A 20,107-nucleotide genomic window follows, 5' to 3' on the forward strand; every position below is an offset into this window, starting at 1 on the left:
GGTGCGTCAGCGCACCGTGTGGACGATGAGGACGTCGGACGTCGACTTGCGTGCGGCATCCGACGGAACGGAACCGAGGAGACGCCCGGTAAGGGTGTTGAGTCCGCGGTTGCCGATCACCAGAAGACCGGCCTCGACCTCGTCGACCAGGTTCAGCAGCGACTCGACGGGCGCACCGACGACGGCGCGTTCCACGACCTCCTTGGCGCCGGCGGCGTGGGCGCGCTCCTTCGCGGTGCGGAGGATCTCGTACGTCGGGGCCGAACCGGTGATCTGGTAGGCCTCGTCACCGAGCGCGTCGGCGGCCTGCCCGACGTCCTTCGGATCGGCCGGGTAGTACGCGCAGGCGATGATCAGCTTGGCACCGGCGTCCCCCGCGATGGCAGCAGCCTTCTCGACGGCCAGAAACGACGACTCTGAGCCATCGGTTCCGACGACAACGGTCCGGTAGGCGCTCATTCATTCCTCCATGTCTGCGGTGGTCAATTGGCTGGGGTCCGGACATACGTCTTGACTGGACCCAGCAGCCACTGCGCTGACCCTAGCTGTATCGGTGCCCGCATAGGTGCATTTGCAACACATGCCACAGGGGATATCCCCAGTGCATGACGGATCACATTCCGGAGGCGCTTCGGCTGTGATCAGCGTCAGCGCGACGTGCCGACCTTGGGACCGAACACGCCGGCGGGGAACACCCCCGCCGCGACGATCGCGTCGCGCCACGGGGTTGCGAGTTCGACGAGCCGGGCCGCCCCGTCCTCCCCCAGCGCGGCCCACGGAGCCAGCGCGAGATCGTCGGTGAGATCCTCGACCAGTTCGCGCAATTCCTTGCCGTCGGCGGTGAGTTCGCCCCGCGCATCCAGGATCTCCCGGTCACGGAGACTCTCGCATGCCGAGTCCCACTGGTCCTGGGTCCAGGCGCGGCGCGTGATCGCGAACTTCTTCTGGAATCCGAACCCGGTCGCGGTGTGCGTGATCAGCGATTCGAGTCCGCTCAGTCCCGCCGTCTGCAGGGCAGCGACGTGACCGTCGCCGCGGTACTCCCGCAGCAATGTGAGGGCATGCCAGAAGGCGAGGTGCGGTGCGTCCGGCCACGCCACCTCCGCGTACCCCGCATACAGCGGCCTGCCCTCGACACCCGGGATCCCGCGGGCCGCGATCGACGCGAGTTCGGCGGCCTCGGCCATCTCCGGCGAATTCGTCACCGATTCGCCGAGAAGTCGCACATACGCCTCCCCGACCGCCCGGTACCGCGCGTCGACGACGGCCGCGGGCGTGGCCAGACCCCACGCACGCGGAATGACCGACTCGATCACGGCCGGACTGAAGTTGAAGAAGGTCGCAGTGACGACGCCCGCACCGACCGCGCCCATCGGCGCGGAGCGGCCCGCGAAGTAGCCCATCCGACCCGGCTCGAGGCCCGCCTCGATCAGGCGATCCTCGACCTCGGGAACGAAGTAGCTGAGGGAATGAAGCAGCTCCAAGGACCGGGCGGTACGACCTGCGTTGTGTGCATCCATGCTTCAGACCGTACTGCCTCGGCGCGCCCGCTATTTCAGGCCCGCGGCGTCCATCCCGCGCAGTTCCTTCTTCAAGTCGGCGATCTCGTCGCGTAGTCGTCCGGCGAGCTCGAACTGCAGGTCACGGGCGGCGTTCATCATCTGATTGGTCAATTCCTTGACCAGATCTGCCAACTCCGCCCTCGGCATCGACTTCGTGTCGCGGCCCTCGTACACCCCGGCGCTGACCGAGCGCCCGGCCTCGCCCTGGGCGCGGCGCCCGCGGGTGGCGTTGCGGCCCGAACCGCCGACGTCGACTCCGCTGGCCGTGTCCTCGGCTTCCTCGTAGACCTGGTCGAGGATGTCAGCGATCTTCTTCCGCAGCGGCTGCGGATCGACGCCCATCTTCTCGTTGTAGGCGATCTGCTTCTCCCGACGCCGCTCGGTCTCCTCGATCGCGTGCTGCATCGAGTCGGTGATCTTGTCGGCGTACATGTGGACCTGGCCGGAGACGTTACGAGCCGCGCGGCCGATCGTCTGGATGAGACTGGTCGAGCTTCGGAGGAAGCCCTCCTTGTCGGCGTCGAGGATCGCCACCAGCGACACCTCGGGAAGGTCGAGGCCCTCACGCAGCAGGTTGATACCGACCAGCACGTCGTACTCCCCCAACCGGAGTTGCCGGAGCAACTCGACCCGTCGCAGGGTGTCGATGTCCGAGTGGAGATACCGGACCCGGATACCGAGCTCGAGGAGATAGTCGGTGAGATCTTCCGCCATCTTCTTCGTCAGCGTGGTGACGAGGACGCGCTCGTCCCGGTCGGCACGTTCGCGGATCTCGTGCACGAGGTCGTCGATCTGCCCCTTGGTCGGTTTGACGACCACCTGGGGGTCGACGAGACCGGTGGGGCGGATGACCTGCTCGACGAACTCCCCGCCTGCCTGCCCCAGCTCGTACTTGCCGGGTGTGGCCGACAGGTACACCGTCTGCCCGATGCGCTGGGTGAACTCCTCCCAGGTCAGCGGACGGTTGTCGGTGGCGGACGGCAACCGGAACCCGAACTCGACGAGATTCCGTTTGCGGGACATGTCGCCCTCGTACATCGCGCCGATCTGCGGGACCGTCACGTGGGACTCGTCGATGACGAGGAGGAAGTCCTCCGGGAAGTAGTCGATCAGCGTGGCGGGCGCCGTACCCGGCCCGCGACCGTCGATGTGACGCGAGTAGTTCTCGATGCCGGAGCAGAACCCGACCTGCTTGATCATCTCGAGGTCGTACTGGGTGCGCATCCGCAGCCGCTGCGCCTCGAGCAGCTTGCCCTTGCCCTCGAGGTCGGCGAGCCGTTCCTCGAGTTCGGCCTCGATGTCCTTGACGGCACGTTCCATCCGCTCGGGACCCGCGACATAGTGCGTTGCCGGGAAGATGCGCACCGAGTCGACCTTCCGCACCACGTCCCCGGTGAGGGGGTGCAGGTAGTACAGCGCCTCGATCTCGTCGCCGAAGAACTCGATCCGGACCGCCAACTCCTCGTACGAGGGAATGATCTCGACGGTGTCGCCGCGCACCCGGAAGGATCCGCGGGTGAACGCCAGATCGTTGCGGGTGTACTGCACGTCCACCAGCAGTCGCAGCAGAGCGTCGCGCGGGACCTCCACCCCGACCTCGAGCTGCACCGAGCGGTCGAGGTACGACTGCGGGGTGCCGAGACCGTAGATGCACGACACGGACGCCACCACCACCACGTCGCGCCGCGACAGCAGGCTCGACGTCGCCGAGTGGCGCAGTCGCTCGACGTCGTCGTTGATCGACGAGTCCTTCTCGATGTAGGTGTCGGTCTGCGCGATGTACGCCTCGGGCTGGTAGTAGTCGTAGTACGAGACGAAGTACTCGACAGAGTTGTTGGGCAGCATGTCGCGCAGCTCGTTGGCCAACTGCGCGGCGAGCGTCTTGTTGGGCGCCATCACCAGGGTGGGCCGCTGCACCTTCTCGATCAGCCACGCCGTGGTGGCGGACTTACCGGTACCGGTGGCGCCGAGCAGGACCACGTCCTTCTCGCCGGCGTTGATGCGGCGTTCCAGATCGGCGATCGCGGCGGGCTGATCGCCGGCCGGCTTGTGGTCGCTGACGACCTCGAACCGCGCTTCCGACCGCTCGATCTCCCCAATGGGACGGAACTCGGAATGTGCCACCACGGGGTGCTCGGATGCAAACGCCATGCAACCAGGGTAGGCGCAGGTACCGACAAATTCCCCGACGATCTCCGTCAGCTGAAAAACCCGGTAGGTTCCCCACCATGGCAGGCGCGAGTCACGACATCCACCCACCGAAGGTCGAATACTTCGACCTACGAGATCACACCAACACCGACCCCAAGGGGTTCGTCCGCCACGTCGATCATTACCGCGTCGAACCGTGGGGGCTGTACATGGCGCGCACCTCCGACCACCCGCAATTCCACTACCTGGAGTCGTGGCTGCTCCCCGACCTCGGCCTGCGGGCGTCGATCTTCCACTACCACCCCTACCACCAGCGCGATCAGGACCACTACGTCGACATCGGCACCTTCACCCGGGGTGACGACGTGTGGAAGTCCGAGGACCACTACCTGGACCTGGTCGTCCGCACCGGCCGCGACACCGAACTCCTCGACGTCGACGAGCTGATGGAGGCGCACACCACCGGCCTGCTCGACACCGCGACGGCCGAGCAGGCGATCCTCACCGCCACCACGGCGATCGACGGCATCGCCGCGCACGGCCACGACCTCGGCCGCTGGCTGGCCTCCATCGGGATGCCGATCGACTGGCGGTGACCTACCCGCTCCAGCCGGTCCGCTCGGCCCATTCCCACGCCCGGTGATAGGCGCGGTCGAACCACGGGGTCTTCGCGTCCACGTAGGCGGTGATCGCGTCCCGGTAGTCCGTGTGACCGGCCGCCTTCTCCGCCGCACCTTCCTTGACCGCGAGGTACTCGGTCCGGGCCTCGGTGTCGGCGCGGAGCCAGTCGCGGAAGACGAGCGCGAACTGCTGTCCGGGCCACCCGTCGACGCGAAGGTGGATGTTGACGGGCCGTCCCGGATCGGCACCGCCGTGGATTCGCTTGCCCCACAGCGCCGGGTCGGTCTCTCCGCCCTGGTACGAGGGCTTCGGGTCGTCGGCGGTGATGTGCTCGATGCGGGGGAACCCGGCGTCGGCGAGTGATTCGGCGAGATCGTCCGCGGTCTCGAGGTTCGCGACGGTCACCTGGACGTCGATGACGTCTTTGGCGGGCAATCCCTCGACGGCCGTCGACCCGATGTGGTCGACCCGGACGGCGCGGTCGCCGCACACCAGTTTCACGCGAGCGATCAGCCGGTCGGCCTGCGCCGGCCACTGCGAATTCGGCGGAGCGAGTTCGGGCAGGACCCGGACGACGGTCCGCGTGCGGATGTTGGACTCGAAGGGCACGAGACGCTCCGACCACAGTGCCCGGATCTCCGGCTCGAGCGCGCCCGGGGCACCGCTGTTGTCGAGCCAGACGTCCGCCGCCGCCCGCCGCTGATCGTCGTCGGCCTGGGCTGCGATCCGCGCCCGCGCATCGGCCTCGGGCATCCCCCGCGATCCGACGAGCCGCTGCACCCGCTCCTCGGCATCGACGAACACGACGACGACCAGGTGGAAGGCCGCGCCCATTCCGCCCTCGACCAGCAACGGAATGTCCTGGACGAGGATGGCGTCCTTGGGCGCCGATTCGATCGTCTCGGCGGTGCGCGCCCCCACGAGCGGGTGAACGATCGCATTCAGCGCGAGCCGCGATTCGTCATCGGCGAAGGCGCGGGCAGCCAGGGCGGGCCGGTCGAGTGCGCCGTCCTCCGTCAGGATCTCCTCGCCGAACCGGTCGACGAGCGCGGCGAGGCCGGGTGTTCCGGGTTCGACGACCTCCCGCGCAATCAGATCGGCGTCGACGATTACTCCCCCGAGTTCGGCGAGGACCTTCGACACGGTGGACTTACCGGCTCCTATGCCTCCAGTGAGGCCGATTCTCAACACGCCTCCCAGTGTTGCACCCCCCGCGCACCGAGTACGCACGTCCCTCGCCGATCTCCACCCCCTTCTCCCTCTGCAGACTCACCTGCCCCAAATACCACAGATGTCCGACACGGTCGGTTATGTTCTAGCGAACGCACCCGACCTGCACCTTCTCGAAGAAGAGGAACGCCATGCGCGATCACCGCAACCAGTTCGGTCGGCACCGCCTCGGCATTGCGGGCGGGGTGCATTGCATCGAGATCCCCGAGGTGGCCTCCGCGCTCGCCGACCACCGCCGGACCTGGCTCACGGCACTCATCAGCCAGGGCAGGCACAGCTTCGCAACGATGCGCAGGCGCGCCGACGTACAGCCGTCGTCCGGTTACTGGATTCCCGCCACCGCGAACTGAGCACCGGCCTCACCCCCACACCACCGTGGCCCGACCTCCGGAGAGGTTGGGCCACAGTCATGTTCGGACGTCCTGCAACGACGAGACCCCGCCCCTGCAATGCAGGAGCGGGGTCTTCGGCTTTGCCTGACGAGTCAGGCGGACTTGCTAGGCGTTGCCCGACAGCTTCTCGCGCAGAGCGGCGAGCTGTGCGTCGCTGGCCAGCGATCCGCCGGCAGACTCGGACGACGAGGTGCTGGCGGCCGAAGCGACGTCGGCGTCGCCGGCACCCGACTCGGAGGAGTAGCCGGCAGCAGCGGTGGCAGCCTCGGCGGCCTCGTCTGCAGCGGTCTTCTCCATCTGAGCGGTGTGCATCTTGTGACGACGCTCAGCCTCGGCGTAGCGGTTCTCCCACTCTTCACGCTGCTTGTCGAAGCCCTCGAGCCATTCGTTGGTCTCGGGATCGAAGCCCTCGGGGAAGATGTAGTTGCCCTGCTCGTCGTAGCTGTCCGCCATGCCGTACTTGGACGGATCGAACTCGGCGTTGTAGTCCTCGTTGGCCTGCTTCAGCGACAGCGAGATGCGACGACGCTCGAGGTCGATGTCGATGACCTTGACGAGCGCATCGTCGTTGACGCCGACAACCTGGTCCGGGACCTCCACGTGGCGCTCGGCCAGCTCGGAGATGTGGACGAGGCCTTCGATTCCCTCTTCGACGCGCACGAAGGCACCGAACGGAACCAGCTTCGTGACCTTGCCGGGCACGATCTGGCCGATGGCGTGCGTGCGGGCGAACTGACGCCACGGGTCTTCCTGCGTCGCCTTGAGCGACAGGGAGACGCGCTCGCGGTCCAGGTCGACGTCGAGAACCTCGACGGTGACCTCGGTGCCGACCTCGACAACCTCGGACGGGTGGTCGATGTGCTTCCAGGACAGCTCGGACACGTGCACCAGGCCGTCGACGCCGCCCAGGTCCACGAAGGCACCGAAGTTGACGATGGAGGACACGATGCCCTTGCGGACCTGGCCCTTCTGCAGCTGGTGCAGGAACTCGCTGCGAACCTCGGACTGCGTCTGCTCAAGCCATGCACGGCGCGAGAGGACGACGTTGTTGCGGTTCTTGTCGAGCTCGATGATCTTGGCCTCGATCTCCTTGCCGACATACGGCTGCAGATCGCGGACACGGCGCATCTCGACGAGCGAAGCGGGAAGGAAGCCACGCAGGCCGATGTCGAGGATCAGGCCGCCCTTGACGACCTCGATGACGGTGCCCTTGACGGCCTCGTCCTTCTCCTTGAGCTCCTCGATGGTGCCCCAGGCACGCTCGTACTGAGCGCGCTTCTTCGACAGGATCAGTCGGCCTTCCTTGTCCTCCTTGGTGAGGACGAGAGCTTCGACCTCATCGCCCACGGAGACGACCTCGTTGGGGTCGACGTCGTGCTTGATGGAGAGCTCACGGGAAGGGATGACGCCTTCGGTCTTGTAACCGATGTCGAGCAGGACCTCGTCGCGATCGACCTTGACGATGGTGCCTTCGACGATGTCGCCATCGTTGAAGTACTTGATCGTTGCGTCGATGGCGGCGAGGAAGTCCTCGGCGGAGCCGATGTCGTTTACGGCTACCTGCGGCGAGGTCACGGTGGTGGAGGGCATGTGTTGAGTTGCTCCGGACGGGTTGTGGTCGGTTGATGGTGTTCTGTCGGACAAGCAACCTGAACCGACGGAGCATTCCGCCGCATCAGATCACCGCAAGCGCAGTGAACGACACCCGACTGGAACCGAACAAACTCGAACTGAACCGAATCCGATGCCGCACACATAGACACTCGCGTGCAATAGGCTACGCGCCCGTGGGCAAGCTGGGCAAACCCGGGCACGTTCCCACGCTCTACTCTGTTGCCCATGCCCGATCCTCGCCCGTCCGATTCTCCTCTCTCTCCGGAAGACGACCGTCACGGCACCGCCAACAGCGTGCTCGGAACGTCCGGAGTGAGCCGCGTCCGCGTCGATTCCGAGTCCAGCGAACGCGCGAGCCGTGCCTGGTGGGACGCCGATGCGGACGACTACCACCGCACCCACGGTGAGTTCCTCGGCGTGGACTCGTCCGAGGGTGAGTTCGTGTGGTGCCCGGAGGGACTCCACGAAGGCGACTACCACCTTCTCGGTGACGTGGCGGGCAAGGACGTCCTCGAGGTGGGCTGCGGTTCCGCGCCATGCGCGCGGTGGCTCGCCGGCCGGGGCGCCCGGGCAGTCGGGCTCGATCTGTCGATGTCGATGCTGACCCGCGGGGTCGAGGCCATGCGGGCGGGCGGCGCGACCGTGCCGCTCGTTCATGCGGGAGCCGAGCACCTCCCCTTCGCCGACGCGAGCTTCGACATCGCATGTTCGGCTTTTGGGGCGGTTCCGTTCGTGGCGGACTCCCAGCAGGTGATGAGTGAGGTGGCCCGGGTTCTCCGCCCGGGTGGTTTGTGGGTGTTCGCCGTCAACCATCCGATCCGCTGGATCTTCCCGGACGACCCGGGCCCACGAGGGCTCACCGCGTCGCTCCCCTACTTCGACCGCACCCCCTACGTGGAGGTCGACGGCGACGGCGTCCCCACCTACGTCGAGCACCACCGGACCATCGGCGACCGGGTGCGCGAGATCGTGGCGGCGGGACTGGAGGTACGCGACATCATCGAGCCGGAGTGGCCCGAATGGCTCGACCGGGAATGGGGGCAGTGGAGCCCGCTGCGGGGACAGATCTTCCCCGGCACCGCCATCTTCAGCTGCCGCAAACCCGTGAGTACTTCTTAACCGCCCGCGGTTAAGAAGTACTCACGGGCCGGAGGCCACTACAGCAGCTTCGACAAGAACAACTTGGTGCGGTCGTGTTGCGGATTGGCGAGCAGCTCGCGGGGGTTCCCCGATTCGACGACGACGCCGGCGTCCATGAACACGAGCTGGTCGGCCACCTCGCGTGCGAAGCCCATCTCGTGCGTGACGACGACCATCGTCATGCCGCCGGCCGCGAGATCCTTCATGACGGTCAGCACCTCCCCGACCAGCTCCGGGTCGAGGGCGGACGTCGGCTCGTCGAACAGCATCAGTTTGGGGTCCATCGCCAGCGCGCGGGCGATCGCGACGCGCTGCTGCTGACCACCCGACAGTTGCGCCGGGTACGCGTCCGCCTTCTCGCTCAGGCCCACCTGCTCGAGGAGATCGCGTCCTCGCTCCAGCGCCTTCTTCTTGCTCAGCTTCTTCACCTGGATGGGCGCCTCGATGATGTTCTCGAGAGCAGTCCGGTGCGGGAAGAGGTTGAAGTGCTGGAAGACCATCCCGATGTCGCGGCGCTGCTTCGCGGCCGCCCTGGGATGGAGTTCGTAGAGCTTGCCGCCCCGCTCGGAGTACCCGACGATCTCGCCGTCGACGTACAGCCGCCCGGCGTTGACCTGCTCGAGGTGGTTGATGCACCGCAGGAAGGTCGACTTCCCCGAGCCCGACGGCCCGACCAGGCACAGGACCTGGCCGGGGTCGATCTCCAGCGATACACCCTTGAGTACCTTCAGCGCCCCGAAGTTCTTGCAGACCCGGTCCGCCTTGACCATCGGCGTCATCGTCGTTCCCCTCCGGGTGTGTCGGGCAAGGTCTCGGGCCCGGGTTCTATCACCAGCGGCTTGCCCTGCGCGTCGGCGAGCGCCTGCAGTTGCCGCGGGGTGAGCTTGCGGGACGCACCCTTCGAGTAGTACCGCTCCAGGTAGAACTGGCCGATCATGAGCAGGCTGGTGATCGCGAGGTACCAGGTGGCGGCAACCATCAGCAGCGGGATGGGCTGGAAGTTCGCACCCGAGATGTCTCTGGCACGTCCGTACAACTCCAGGCTGTACGGCACCGCGGTGACCAGCGATGTCGTCTTCAGCATGCTGATCAGCTCGTTGCCCGTGGGCGGGATGATCACCCGCATGGCCTGCGGCAGGACCGTGCGGCGCATGGTCTGCGACCACGTCATGCCGAGCGCCACCGACGCCTCGGTCTGCCCCTCGGCCACCGAGTTCACGCCGGCCCGGACGATCTCGGCCATGTACGCGGCCTCGTTGAGTCCCAGACCGATCACCGCGAACAGGAACGCCGCGTTGATCCCCTGCAGGTCGATGTGCACGAACTGGTGGACGAACGGGATGCCCAGATCCAGCTGCTTGTAGATGGACGGGAACAGTCCCCAGAACACCAACTGCACGTAGACCGGGGTCCCGCGGAAGATCCACAGGTAACCCCACGACGCCGCCTTCAGCACCGGGTTCGGCGACAGCCGCATGACGGCGAGGACGACACCCAGGATGATGGCGATCGCCATCGACAGGATCGTCAGCTGGATGGTGTTCCACGCCGCGGCCGAGATCCGTGCATCGAACAGATAGCGGGCGTAGACGTCCCAGCGGTACGCCTCGTTGGTGCGCGCACCGTTGACGAACAGCGCCAGCAGCAGACCGACGACGATCGCGGCGATCCAGCGGCCGGGACGCCGCAGCGGGATCGCCTTGATCGGTTCCGGTTCCTGTCCCGTCTCGGTGCCGGACCGGTCCGGAGCCTTCTCCACGTCAGACACTCGTCAACCGCTCAGCTCGTGGCGCCGTTGATCTGGGACGTGGTGATGACGCCCGCCTCGACACCCCAGTTCTCCGCGATCGTCCGGTAGGTGCCGTCGTCGATGAGGTGCTGCAGCGCCTGCTGGAGGGTCTGCGCGAGCGGCGAACCCTTCGCGACGGGCCAGCCGTACGGCGCGGCGTCGAAGACCTCGCCGGCGGCCTCGATCTTGCCGTCGCTCTGCTTGATCGCGTACGCGGTGACGGGCGAGTCGGCGGACATCGCGTCGACCTTGCCGAGTGCGACGGCGTTGGCGGCGTCGTCCTGGCTGTCGAACTTCACGATCTCGATGGGTGGCTTCCCGGCCGCAACGCACGCCGCGCTCTTGGCGGGCACCTCCTCGAGATCCTCGATGGTGGTGGTCTGCACGCCGACCCGCAGGCCGCACGCGTTGGTGGGGTCGACGGACTTACCGGCGGGCTGCGCCCACTGCACTCCGGCACTGAAGTAGGTGGTGAAGTCGACCGACTGCTCGCGTTCCTTGGTGTCCGTGAACGACGACATACCCATGTCGTAGCTGCCGGCCTGGATGGACGGGATGATCTTGTCGAAGTCCGCCTCGGTGTACTCGGGAGTCACGCCGAGCACCTTGCTCACGGCGTCCACGAGGTCGACGTCGAAGCCGACGATCTTGCCGCTCGGATCCTTGAACTCGTTGGGCGAGTAGGGAATATTGACACCGACGATGATCTTGCCGGACGAGGCGATCTTCTCGGGCAGTGTCGCCGCGATGGCATCCACCTTGTCGACTTCCACGGCGACGGTCTCTTCTCCGGAAGGCGTACCGCCGCCCTCGGTATTGCTGGCGCATCCGGCGAGCAGCAGAGCACTGCCGCCCGCCAGTGCACAGATGGTGCGGGCCACTCGGCCTCGCGCGAAGACGGATCGACCAGACACTGGCATGTCCTCCAAGGAAATCGTGGTACACCGAGCGAGCTACGGCGACGGAGAACTCTCGAACTCCGAATAGTCGAACGGTAGGTTACGGCACCCGCATCTGCGGGCGTCGTTACCGAACATTAACGGCCTGTCCCGGCCCGTGGCGGCAGTTTCAGCGACGCAGTGTCCGGGCGAGGACCGTCTCGGTGAATTCACTGGTCGACGCGAGTCCACCCAGGTCAGCCGTGGCGACTCCGGACGCGATCGTCGCACGGACCGCGTCGCGGATCCGGTGTGCCGCGCCGCCCAGATGCCGGTCCGCGCGGCGGTCCCCGAGCCATTCGAGCATCATCGCGGCCGACAGCATCAGCGCCGTGGGATTGGCCCGGTTGTGCCCGGCGATGTCGGGCGCGGCTCCGTGCGCCGCCTGCGCCATCACCTTGGTCTCGGAACTGTTGATCGACGGGGCCGTGCCGAGCGAGCCGGACAGCTCACCCGTCAGGTCCGACAGGATGTCGCCGAACATGTTCTCCGTCACCACGACGTCGAAGTCGCGTCCCCTGCGAACGAGGTGCGCGGTCATGGCGTCGACGTGTTCGTCGTCGATCCGCACGTCCGGGTAGTCGCGCTGCCCCACCTCCCGGCAGACGTCGCGGAACAGTCCGGTCGTCATCGACAGGACGTTGGCCTTGTGCACGATAGTGACGTGCCGGCCGCGCGTGCGCGCCAGCGCGAATGCGGTGTGCGCGATGCGCTCACACGCCTTCCTCGTCACGACGCCGACCGCCAGTGCCACGTCGGGGGTCGGCATGAACTCGCCGCTGCCGGCGAACATGTTCCGGTCCGCGTACAAGCCTTCGGTGTTCTCCCGGACGATCACCAGGTCCATGTCCGGGACCGTCGAGGCGACGCCCTCGAGCGATCGGGCGGGGCGGATGTTCGCGAAGAGGTCGAATCTCTTGCGCACCACCCCGCCGGGGGTCAACCGGCCGCGGAACGGTTCCGGGTAGGCGACGCTGTCGTGCGGACCCAGGATCCACGCGTCGAGTGCGTCCAGCGCGGAGAGCGTGGAGTCAGGGATCGGCGTTCCGTGCGACTCGATGGCGCCCAGGCCGAGGGGCAGTTCCACCCAGTCGACGGCGCCGCCTCCCGCCGCGACCACCGCGGCCGAGACCACCCGCTGGGTTGCCGGGACGATCTCGTGACCGATGCCGTCGCCGAGGAGCACCCCGATCCGGGTATCGGAAATGTTTGCCGTAGCACCGCTCATGAGGCCATCATTGCCTACCATGGTCCAGTCGGTGGAACTGCTGTTCGACGAAGCGACCGACGTTGCCGTGCGCGCGGAGTGGCAACGCCTGTGGGATGCGGGGATGCCCAGCCGCACTCGCGTTCGCGCCGAATCGAATCGGCCCCACATCACCTTGTTCGTGGCACGCCACATCCCACCCGAGATCGACGAACTGCTGGGCCGCCGGATCGCGACGCCCTCGTTCCACATCCGGCTGGGCGGGCTCGTGATGTTCGGCGGCAGGCACGTCACGCTGTCCCGGTTGGTGGTGCCGTCGAAGGCCCTGCTGTCCCTGCACCGCAGCGTGTTCGATCTCGCGGCGCACGCCACGGAGATCACGCCGCACATCCGCCCGGGCGAGTGGACGCCGCACGTGACTCTCGCGCGGCGACTGCCCGCCGATCAGATCGCGGAGGCCGCGCGGCTGCTCGACGGCGGCGACATCATCGGCCGGGCGTCGGTGGTGCGCCGGTGGGACGGGGACGCCAAACGCGAGTGGGTGGTCACGGCACCACCGTGATCACCGTGGTGCCGTGACCGTCTCGGCGGCCTTGCGCGAAGACCGTTGGGTGACGACGATTCCCGCGATCACCGCGAGTGCCCCGACGGGCTGGTTCCAGGAGATCTGCTCGTCGAGTGCGACCGCACCGAGCACGACCCCGACCACCGGCGTCAGGTAGGTGACGGTGGAGGCCGCGGTGGGCCCCCAGCTGCGCACCACGTTCGTGTTCCACACGAACGCCAGCCCGGTGCCGAACGCCCCGAGCCCGATCATCGAGGCGACGATCGCGGGGGTCAGGTGCATCGGCGTGCTCGCGACCCACGGGGCGGCGAGGAGCATGGCGGCCGCGGCGATCGACACCTGCATGAACGCGATGGTGGGTGTTCCGACGCCCCGCGGGAGGATGAACCGCCTCAGGTAGACCAGTGCCACGCCGTACGACGCGGTGGCACCGAGGCACGCGAGCTGGGCGGGGACGCTGCCGATGATCCCCGCCTGCCATGGCGCCAGCACCACGACCACCCCGGTGAATCCGAGCAGGAGGCCGAACAGCTTTGCGTCCGTGAGCTTCTCCCCTGGCAGGAACGCCAGCGCCACCGACATCGTCATGAGCGGTGTGGTCGCGTTGTAGATGCTGGCCAGGCCCGAACTGATGCTCTGCTCGGCCCAGCTGAACAGCAACCACGGCACCACACACTGGGCGACCGCCAATACCGACAGGTGCGCCCATGTCGCCGCTTCGCGCGGCAACCGCGTCCGGGTGAGTCCGAGGACGGCACCGAGGGTCACCGCCCCGAACAAGAGTCGCCACAGCACGACCTGTGTGAAGGACAGGCCCTCGAGCCCGACCTTGATGAAGAGGAAACTCGCGCCCCAGGCGAGCGCCGTGCCCGCGTACTGGACCGCCAGATTCCCCCTCAAAACCGGAAGTCCCCGTGCTGGATGACTTCGTTGTGCGTGTCGGGCGTGCGGCCGGCGAGCGCCAGCGCGTCGAGCGCCAGGAACACGAGGAGTACCACGACCAGGATTGTCATGTCTTCAGCCTCGTAGCACCGGCGTCCGAGAGAAAGTGGCAGAAACGACATTGTTGAGCGTATTTCTGCCATACTGGGATGGTGCTGAAAAAGGTCGTCGTCCCGCTCATGCCGCTCACCGAAGCGTTCGAGCTCGGAGTCGCCTGCGAGGTGTTCGGTTTCGACCGATCCGACGACGGACTCCCCACCTACGACTTCTCCCTCGTCGCCGGCTCACGGGAACCCATCCGCACCCGATTCGGTTACGGCATCGACGTCCCGTACGACCTCGACCGGCTCGACGACGCCGACCTCATCGTGGTTCCCGCGGGGGGAACCTACGCCGAGGCGGACGGCACCTTCGTCTGCGCGAAGGACCCCGACCCGTGCATGGACCCGCTTCTCGACAAACTCCGGGCCGCGGTGGACCGGGGCGCCAAGGTCGCCAGCCTCTGCAGCGGCGCCTTCGTGCTCGGCGCGGCCGGACTGCTGGACGGACGCAAGTGCACCACCCACTGGCGGCACGCCCAGCGGCTCGCCGACCTCCACCCGGCTGCGACGGTCGACCCGAACGTCCTGTACGTCGACGACGATCCCGTCCTGACCAGCGCGGGCACCGCCGCGGGTATCGACCTGTGCCTGCACATCGTGCGCAAGGAACAGGGCAGCCGGGTGGCCAACGGAATCGCACGGCGCATGGTCGTCCCGCCGCACCGGGACGGCGGTCAGGCGCAGTACGTGGCGATGCCGCTGCCGTCGACGACGATCGACACCCTCGGCCCGCTGCTCGACTGGATGACCGAGCACCTCGCCCTCGACCTGTCCGTGACCGCGGTCGCGGCCAAGGCCAACATGTCGCCCCGCACGTTCGCGCGGCGGTTCCAGGCCGAGACCGGGACCACCCCCGCCCGATGGCTCAGCGATCAGCGGGTGCTGGCCGCGCAGCACCTGCTGGAGAACTCGGACCTGTCGGTGGACGTGATCGCCGAACGGGTCGGTTTCGGCGGCGGCGCCGTGCTGCGGCAGCATTTTCTGCGGCTGCGGCACACCACCCCGCAGGCGTACCGCCGCACGTTCCGGGACACGGAGCGCACCGGCTGAGGAAGCCGCAGGGAAGAATCGACAGCGGCGCGGCGTTGCACACGCAAAGCAGTCACCGAACGAAAGGACCCTTGTGGCAACCAAGACTCTGACTCAGCAGAACTTCGACGAGACCGTGACCGGCAACGACGTCGTTCTGGTCGACTTCTGGGCATCGTGGTGCGGTCCGTGCCGCTCCTTCGCCCCCACCTTCGAGGCCTCGTCGGAGCAGCACCCCGACGTCGTGCACGCCAAGGTCGACACCGAAGCGGAACAGGGCATCGCCGCTGCCGCGAACATCCGGTCGATCCCGACCATCATGGCGTTCCGCGAGGGTGTGCTGGTGTTCAGCCAGCCGGGTGCGCTGCCGCCCGCGGCGCTCGAGGATCTTCTCACGCAGGTCAAGGCTCTCGACATGGACGAGGTGCGCAAGCAGATCGCCGAGCAGGCGCCGGCCGAATAGGGCGGAGGACCGCCGCCGCCTAGTGTGCGGCGGCGTCCCAGCTGCGACCGGTGCCGACGGACACGTCGAGCGGCACCGACAGTTCGATAGCCGAGGACATCTTGTCGCGGACCAGCTGTTCGACCTGTTCCCGTTCCGAATCGACGACCTCGAGCACCAGCTCGTCGTGGACCTGCAGCAGCATCCGCGACTTCAGGCCCGCGTCGCGCAGTGACCGCTGCACGTTGATCATCGCGACCTTGATGATGTCGGCGGCCGTGCCCTGGATGGGGGCGTTGAGCGCGGCGCGCTCGGCGACCTCCCGCCGCTGGCGGTTGTCGCTGGTGAGGTCGGGCAGGTACCGGCGACGCCCGTACAGCGTCGACGTGTAGCCGTCCTTGCGGGCCTGTTCCACGACCTCGTGCAGGTAGTCGCGTACCCCGCCGAACCGGGCGAAGTACGCCTCCATCTGCGATTTGGCCTCTTCGGTCGAGATTTTGAGCTGGGCGGCCAGACCGAACGCGCTCAGCCCGTACGCCAGCCCGTACGACATCGCCTTCACCCGGCGGCGCAGCTCCGGTGTGACCTCCTCGATCGGGACGCCGAACGCACGCGCGCCGACGAAGCTGTGCAGGTCTTCGCCGGTGTTGAACGCCTCGATCAGGCCCTCGTCACCGGACACGTGGGCCATGATCCGCATCTCGATCTGGCTGTAGTCGGCCGTGAGCAGCGAATCGTAGCCCTCGCCGACGACGAAGCCGTCCCGGATCTGCCGGCCCGCATCCGTGCGCACCGGGATGTTCTGGAGGTTCGGCTCGGTCGACGACAGCCGGCCGGTGGCCGCGACGGTCTGGTTGAACGTCGTGTGGATCCGCCCGTCCTCGGCGACCGTCTTCAGCAGACCGTCGACGGTGACCTTCAGCCGCGTCGCGTCGCGGTGCGCGAGCAGGTGCTCGAGGAACGGGTGCGACGTCTTCTCGAACAGGTTCTGCAACGCCTCGGCGTCCGTGGTGTACCCGGTCTTCGTCTTCTTCGTCTTGGGCATCTCCAGCTCGTCGAACAGCACGACCTGCAGCTGCTTGGGCGAGCCGAGGTTGATCTGCTTGCCGATGACCCCGTAGGCCGCCTCCGCCGCCGCGGAGACCTCGGCCGCGAACCGGCTCTGCAAGTCGTGCAGGTGGGTGCCGTCGACGGCGATACCGGACGCCTCGATGTCGGCCAGCACCTCCAGCAGCGGCAACTCCATCTCGGACAGCAGCGCCGTCGATTCGATGTTGTCGAGTTCGGTGTCGAGCGCGGCCGCGAGGTCGAGGACGGCGCGGGCGCTGAGAATTTCGGTCTCGGCGGCTTCTGCATCGACCTGGTCGGCGTCGTCGAGCAGCGACAGCTGCTCTTCGCCGGTCTCCTCCACCCGCAGCTCCCTGCGCAGGTACCGCAGCGACAGGTCGTCGAGGTTGAACGTCCGCTGCCCGGGACGCACCAGGTAGGCCGCCAGCGCGGTGTCGCTGGTGAGACCACCGAGCACCCAGCCGCGTCCGCGCAGTGCGTGCATCGCCCATTTGGCCTCGTGCAGGGCCTTCGGCTGATCGGCGTCCGCGAGCCAGTCGCCGAGCGCCTTCTCGTCCTCCGGGGTGGCGGACGCGGTGGCGATGTAGGCGCCCTCGCCGTCTGCGGCGGCGACGGCGATCGCCGTCACGTCACCGCCGTACGGGGTGCGGGTGCCGACCACCGACACGCCGGATCGCTCGCCCGTCGACGCGTGCGCCGACAGCCAGTCCGCGACCGCCCCGGGATCGAGCGCGCTCCCCCGCACCTCGAAGCCCTCCTCGGCCTCCGCTTCGACGGGGGCCAATGTGGCGAACAGCCGGTCGCGCAGCACCTTGAACTCGAGGTCGTCGAACAGCGCGTGGATCTTCTCCCGATCCCACTGCGCGAGCATCAGCTGGTCCGGGGTGTACGGCAACGGGACGTCGCGCACCATCTCGGTCAGTTCCCGGTTGAGCAGCACGTTCGGCAGGTTCTCCCGCAGCGCGTCACCGACCTTGCCGCGGACCTTGTCGACGTTGTCGACCAGGCCGACGAGATCGCCGTACTCCTTGATCCACTTGGTGGCGGTCTTCTCCCCCACCCCCGGGATGCCCGGCAGATTGTCGCTCGGGTCGCCGCGCAGCGCCGCGAAGTCGGGGTACTGCGCAGGTGTGAGCCCGTACTTCTCCTCGACGGCCGCCGGCGTGAACCGGGTGAGGTCCGAGACGCCCTTCTTCGGGTAGAGCACCGTGACCCCGTCGGTGACCAACTGGAGCGAGTCCCGGTCGCCGGTCACCACGAGGACGCGGTACCCGAGCGCCTCGGCCTGGGTGGTGAGCGTGGCGATGATGTCGTCGGCCTCGAAGCCTTCCTCGGCCATCACCGGGATGCCGAGGGCCCCGAGGACGTCCTTGGTGATCTCGACCTGCCCCTTGAACTCGTCCGGCGCCTTGCTGCGATTGGCCTTGTACTCCGGGAACTTCTCGGCCCGGAACGTCTGCCTGGACACGTCGAACGCCGCCGCCACGTGGCTGGGCTGTTCGTCGCGCAGCAGGTTGATCAACATCGACGTGAACCCGTAGACGGCGTTGGTGACCTGACCGCTGTGTGTCTTGAAGTTCTCGGCGGGAAGCGCGTAGAACGCACGGAAGGCCAGCGAATGGCCGTCGAGCAGCATCAGGGTGGGGCGATCGTCGGACGACGCTGCTGCGCCGGACGCGGGGGACGTGGTGGACCGGGGGGTGGTTGCAGGGCTCACGGTTGCCCAGTCTAGGGAGCGGATCCGACACCGATCAGCCGGATGGTTCGATACCCAACCGAAACGTGCCGGAAATCCGAGAACCCCATTTCGCGCGACCGGAGCCGTTAGAGTCCGGAAATTGCGGCACGGGCGGTAGTCGAGTCCGTCGCAAGCACGTTCCTGACCGATCTACACGTCCCCGGAGGACCTGCGTGGCCCCAACCGTGAGGAAGCGACTCCCAGCAGTGAGGACGCGACCGAAATCCGCGAGGAAACGCACGAGGCGAGGGTCGGTCACCCGGCAACTCGGCCGTGCGTTCGTCCTCGTCCTGCTCGGCCTCGTCGCGGCGATCGCCTTCGGCGGTCCCGCTTCGGCGCAGGAACCCACCCCACCGCCCCCACCGCCCGCGACGAGCGGGCAACCGGTGCCCCCGGAGAACGCGGTCCGGGTCAGCGGCAATCTGAACAACGCCGGCGAACGGCTCGCGGACGTCGAGGTGCGCGCTCTCGATTCGTCGGGCAACGAGGTGGCGAAGGCGACGTCGGAGTCCAACGGCCGCTGGGAACTCCAGGTCGCGCCCGGCACGTACACGTTCGAGATCGTGGCGGACTCGCTTCCCGACGACGTCAGCGTGCAGGCCACGGTGCAGCGGGAAGTGGTGGCCGGTCGCACCAACACGGTGATCTTCTCGTTCGGCGAGGCCCGCACCGGTTCCGCGGTCCCGTTCTACGAGAAGCTGATTCGCCAGACCATCGACGGACTCCGATTCGGTCTCGTGATCGCCATCGCCGGCGTCGGGCTGAGCCTGATCTACGGCACCACCGGCCTGACGAACTTCGCGCACGGCGAACTCGTCACCCTCGGCGCGGTGGCGGCGTGGGTGATCAACGTGACGTTCGGTGTGCAACTGATCCCGGCCACGATCCTCGCGGTCTTCGTGGGAATCCTGATCGGACTGCTGAACAATGCCGGCATCTGGAAACCGCTGCGGCGACGCAAGACCGGCCTGATAGCGCAGCTGGTGGTGTCGATCGGGCTCGCGATCTCCCTGCGCTACCTGATCCTGATCTTCTTCTCCGATCGCGCGGAACCGTTCGTCGACTACCAGGCCCAGGTGGAGAGGCACTGGGGTCCGATCGCGATCACCGACGCCAACCTCGTGAGCATCGGCATCAGTCTCGTCGTTCTCGTCGGAGTGGCCCTGCTGCTGCAGAAGACGCGCATCGGCAAGGCCATGCGCGCGGTGTCCGACAACCGTGACCTGGCCGCGTCGTCCGGCATCGACGTCGAACGGGTGATCCGCTTCGTGTGGGGTCTCGGCGGCGGTCTCGCCGCGCTCGGCGGCGTCCTGTTCGGCATCTCCGAACTCGGCGGCCGCGTGCAGTGGGAGATGGGCTTCAAGCTCCTGCTGCTGATGTTCGCCGGCATCACGCTCGGCGGACTCGGCACCGCCTACGGCGCGCTGCTCGGCTGCGTGATCGTCGGTCTGCTCGTCCAGCTGTCGACGCTGGTGATCAACCCCGACCTCAAGTACATCGGAGGACTGCTCATCTTGATCGTCATCCTGGTGGTCCGGCCTCAGGGCATTCTCGGCAGCCGGCAAAGGATCGGGTGAG

The 20,107-nt window shown here is 67.3% G+C and carries 18 protein-coding genes; 7 read left to right on the top strand and 11 right to left on the bottom strand.

What is annotated here, in order from left to right; all coding sequences use genetic code 11:
- Positions 1-6 precede the first annotated feature (6 nt).
- From PSR88_RS04940 to uvrB, 3 genes are all read right to left on the bottom strand, one after another.
- Entirely contained in the window at positions 7-459 is a 453-nt protein-coding gene (locus PSR88_RS04940; RefSeq protein ID WP_005247414.1) for a universal stress protein, read from the bottom strand.
- 188 nt (positions 460-647) lie between these two features.
- The gene (locus PSR88_RS04945) at positions 648-1,520 is read right to left on the bottom strand and encodes an SCO6745 family protein (protein WP_016880092.1); all 873 of its coding nucleotides are present in this window, start codon (positions 1,518-1,520) and stop codon (positions 648-650) included.
- 30 nt (positions 1,521-1,550) lie between these two features.
- Positions 1,551-3,713, bottom strand: coding sequence for an excinuclease ABC subunit UvrB (gene uvrB, locus PSR88_RS04950; protein ID WP_029537398.1), 2,163 nt, complete (start codon positions 3,711-3,713; stop codon positions 1,551-1,553).
- 77 nt (positions 3,714-3,790) lie between these two features.
- Here uvrB and PSR88_RS04955 point away from each other — a divergent pair, with 77 nt between their 5' ends.
- Positions 3,791-4,309: a DUF402 domain-containing protein gene (locus PSR88_RS04955; protein WP_009473637.1), complete on the top strand. Its 519-nt coding sequence runs from the start codon at positions 3,791-3,793 to the stop codon at positions 4,307-4,309.
- Position 4,310: 1 nt separating this feature from the next.
- On the opposite strand, the gene coaE is transcribed toward PSR88_RS04955, so the two are convergent.
- Positions 4,311-5,525, bottom strand: a complete 1,215-nt coding sequence (gene coaE, locus PSR88_RS04960) for a dephospho-CoA kinase (protein WP_016880091.1) — start codon at positions 5,523-5,525, stop codon at positions 4,311-4,313.
- A 170-nt stretch (positions 5,526-5,695) separates the two neighbouring features.
- Here coaE and PSR88_RS04965 point away from each other — a divergent pair, with 170 nt between their 5' ends.
- Entirely contained in the window at positions 5,696-5,914 is a 219-nt protein-coding gene (locus tag PSR88_RS04965) for a hypothetical protein (protein ID WP_016880090.1), read from the top strand.
- A 147-nt stretch (positions 5,915-6,061) separates the two neighbouring features.
- On the opposite strand, the gene rpsA is transcribed toward PSR88_RS04965, so the two are convergent.
- Positions 6,062-7,546 (bottom strand): 30S ribosomal protein S1, encoded by a 1,485-nt coding sequence (rpsA, locus tag PSR88_RS04970; RefSeq protein WP_011594160.1) that lies wholly within the window; start codon positions 7,544-7,546, stop codon positions 6,062-6,064.
- A gap of 249 nt (positions 7,547-7,795) precedes the next feature.
- Between rpsA and PSR88_RS04975 the strand changes: the two genes are divergently transcribed.
- Entirely contained in the window at positions 7,796-8,689 is an 894-nt protein-coding gene (locus PSR88_RS04975; protein WP_009473641.1) for a class I SAM-dependent methyltransferase, read from the top strand.
- A 38-nt stretch (positions 8,690-8,727) separates the two neighbouring features.
- Here PSR88_RS04975 and PSR88_RS04980 read toward each other — a convergent pair whose 3' ends face one another.
- From PSR88_RS04980 to PSR88_RS04995, 4 genes are all read right to left on the bottom strand, one after another.
- Complete coding sequence (locus tag PSR88_RS04980) at positions 8,728-9,489, bottom strand: amino acid ABC transporter ATP-binding protein (RefSeq protein WP_009473642.1); 762 nt, start codon at positions 9,487-9,489, stop codon at positions 8,728-8,730.
- Positions 9,486-10,469 carry an amino acid ABC transporter permease gene (locus PSR88_RS04985; protein WP_005571114.1) on the bottom strand — a complete coding sequence of 328 codons (984 nt, stop codon included), beginning with the start codon at positions 10,467-10,469 and terminating at the stop codon, positions 9,486-9,488. The genes PSR88_RS04980 and PSR88_RS04985 overlap by 4 nt, the downstream gene beginning before the upstream one ends.
- Before the next feature lie 20 nt (positions 10,470-10,489).
- A complete protein-coding gene (locus PSR88_RS04990) occupies positions 10,490-11,419 on the bottom strand; it encodes an ABC transporter substrate-binding protein (RefSeq protein ID WP_050787246.1) in 930 nt (309 codons plus the stop codon).
- A 148-nt stretch (positions 11,420-11,567) separates the two neighbouring features.
- A complete protein-coding gene (locus PSR88_RS04995) occupies positions 11,568-12,665 on the bottom strand; it encodes an isocitrate/isopropylmalate dehydrogenase family protein (RefSeq protein ID WP_016880089.1) in 1,098 nt (365 codons plus the stop codon).
- Positions 12,666-12,684: 19 nt separating this feature from the next.
- Here PSR88_RS04995 and PSR88_RS05000 point away from each other — a divergent pair, with 19 nt between their 5' ends.
- Positions 12,685-13,206: a 2'-5' RNA ligase family protein gene (locus PSR88_RS05000; RefSeq protein ID WP_005571116.1), complete on the top strand. Its 522-nt coding sequence runs from the start codon at positions 12,685-12,687 to the stop codon at positions 13,204-13,206.
- On the opposite strand, the gene PSR88_RS05005 is transcribed toward PSR88_RS05000, so the two are convergent.
- Positions 13,207-14,109: a DMT family transporter gene (locus tag PSR88_RS05005; RefSeq protein WP_009473644.1), complete on the bottom strand. Its 903-nt coding sequence runs from the start codon at positions 14,107-14,109 to the stop codon at positions 13,207-13,209.
- A 191-nt stretch (positions 14,110-14,300) separates the two neighbouring features.
- On the opposite strand from PSR88_RS05005, the gene PSR88_RS05010 reads away from it, so the two are divergent.
- Both PSR88_RS05010 and trxA read left to right on the top strand, forming a co-directional pair.
- Entirely contained in the window at positions 14,301-15,302 is a 1,002-nt protein-coding gene (locus PSR88_RS05010) for a helix-turn-helix domain-containing protein (RefSeq protein ID WP_009473645.1), read from the top strand.
- Positions 15,303-15,375: 73 nt separating this feature from the next.
- Entirely contained in the window at positions 15,376-15,744 is a 369-nt protein-coding gene (gene trxA / locus PSR88_RS05015; RefSeq protein ID WP_005260388.1) for a thioredoxin, read from the top strand.
- A gap of 19 nt (positions 15,745-15,763) precedes the next feature.
- Here the strand turns inward: trxA and polA are convergent, their stop codons facing one another.
- Positions 15,764-18,508: a DNA polymerase I gene (polA, locus tag PSR88_RS05020; RefSeq protein ID WP_011594168.1), complete on the bottom strand. Its 2,745-nt coding sequence runs from the start codon at positions 18,506-18,508 to the stop codon at positions 15,764-15,766.
- A gap of 227 nt (positions 18,509-18,735) precedes the next feature.
- Here polA and PSR88_RS05025 point away from each other — a divergent pair, with 227 nt between their 5' ends.
- The gene (locus tag PSR88_RS05025; RefSeq protein ID WP_016880088.1) at positions 18,736-20,106 is read left to right on the top strand and encodes a branched-chain amino acid ABC transporter permease; all 1,371 of its coding nucleotides are present in this window, start codon (positions 18,736-18,738) and stop codon (positions 20,104-20,106) included.
- Position 20,107 lies beyond the last annotated feature (1 nt).

It is taken from the genome of Rhodococcus sp. DK176, assembly GCF_038447315.2.
In the GTDB taxonomy this organism is placed as follows: Bacteria; Actinomycetota; Actinomycetes; order Mycobacteriales; family Mycobacteriaceae; genus Rhodococcus_F; species Rhodococcus_F jostii_A.

Bases quoted from the DNA above. Each gene is read 5' to 3' on its own strand.
- PSR88_RS04995 (WP_016880089.1), bottom strand. From the start codon at position 12,665: ATGAGCGGTGCTACGGCAAACATTTCCGATACCCGGATCGGGGTGCTC.
- PSR88_RS04980 (WP_009473642.1), bottom strand. From the start codon at position 9,489: ATGACGCCGATGGTCAAGGCGGACCGGGTCTGCAAGAACTTCGGGGCG.
- uvrB (WP_029537398.1), bottom strand. From the start codon at position 3,713: ATGGCGTTTGCATCCGAGCACCCCGTGGTGGCACATTCCGAGTTCCGT.
- PSR88_RS04940 (WP_005247414.1), bottom strand. From the start codon at position 459: ATGAGCGCCTACCGGACCGTTGTCGTCGGAACCGATGGCTCAGAGTCG.
- PSR88_RS04965 (WP_016880090.1), top strand. From the start codon at position 5,696: ATGCGCGATCACCGCAACCAGTTCGGTCGGCACCGCCTCGGCATTGCG.
- PSR88_RS04975 (WP_009473641.1), top strand. From the start codon at position 7,796: ATGCCCGATCCTCGCCCGTCCGATTCTCCTCTCTCTCCGGAAGACGAC.
- rpsA (WP_011594160.1), bottom strand. From the start codon at position 7,546: ATGCCCTCCACCACCGTGACCTCGCCGCAGGTAGCCGTAAACGACATC.
- PSR88_RS05010 (WP_009473645.1), top strand. From the start codon at position 14,301: ATGGTGCTGAAAAAGGTCGTCGTCCCGCTCATGCCGCTCACCGAAGCG.
- PSR88_RS04945 (WP_016880092.1), bottom strand. From the start codon at position 1,520: ATGGATGCACACAACGCAGGTCGTACCGCCCGGTCCTTGGAGCTGCTT.
- PSR88_RS05000 (WP_005571116.1), top strand. From the start codon at position 12,685: ATGGTCCAGTCGGTGGAACTGCTGTTCGACGAAGCGACCGACGTTGCC.
- PSR88_RS04990 (WP_050787246.1), bottom strand. From the start codon at position 11,419: ATGCCAGTGTCTGGTCGATCCGTCTTCGCGCGAGGCCGAGTGGCCCGC.
- PSR88_RS04955 (WP_009473637.1), top strand. From the start codon at position 3,791: ATGGCAGGCGCGAGTCACGACATCCACCCACCGAAGGTCGAATACTTC.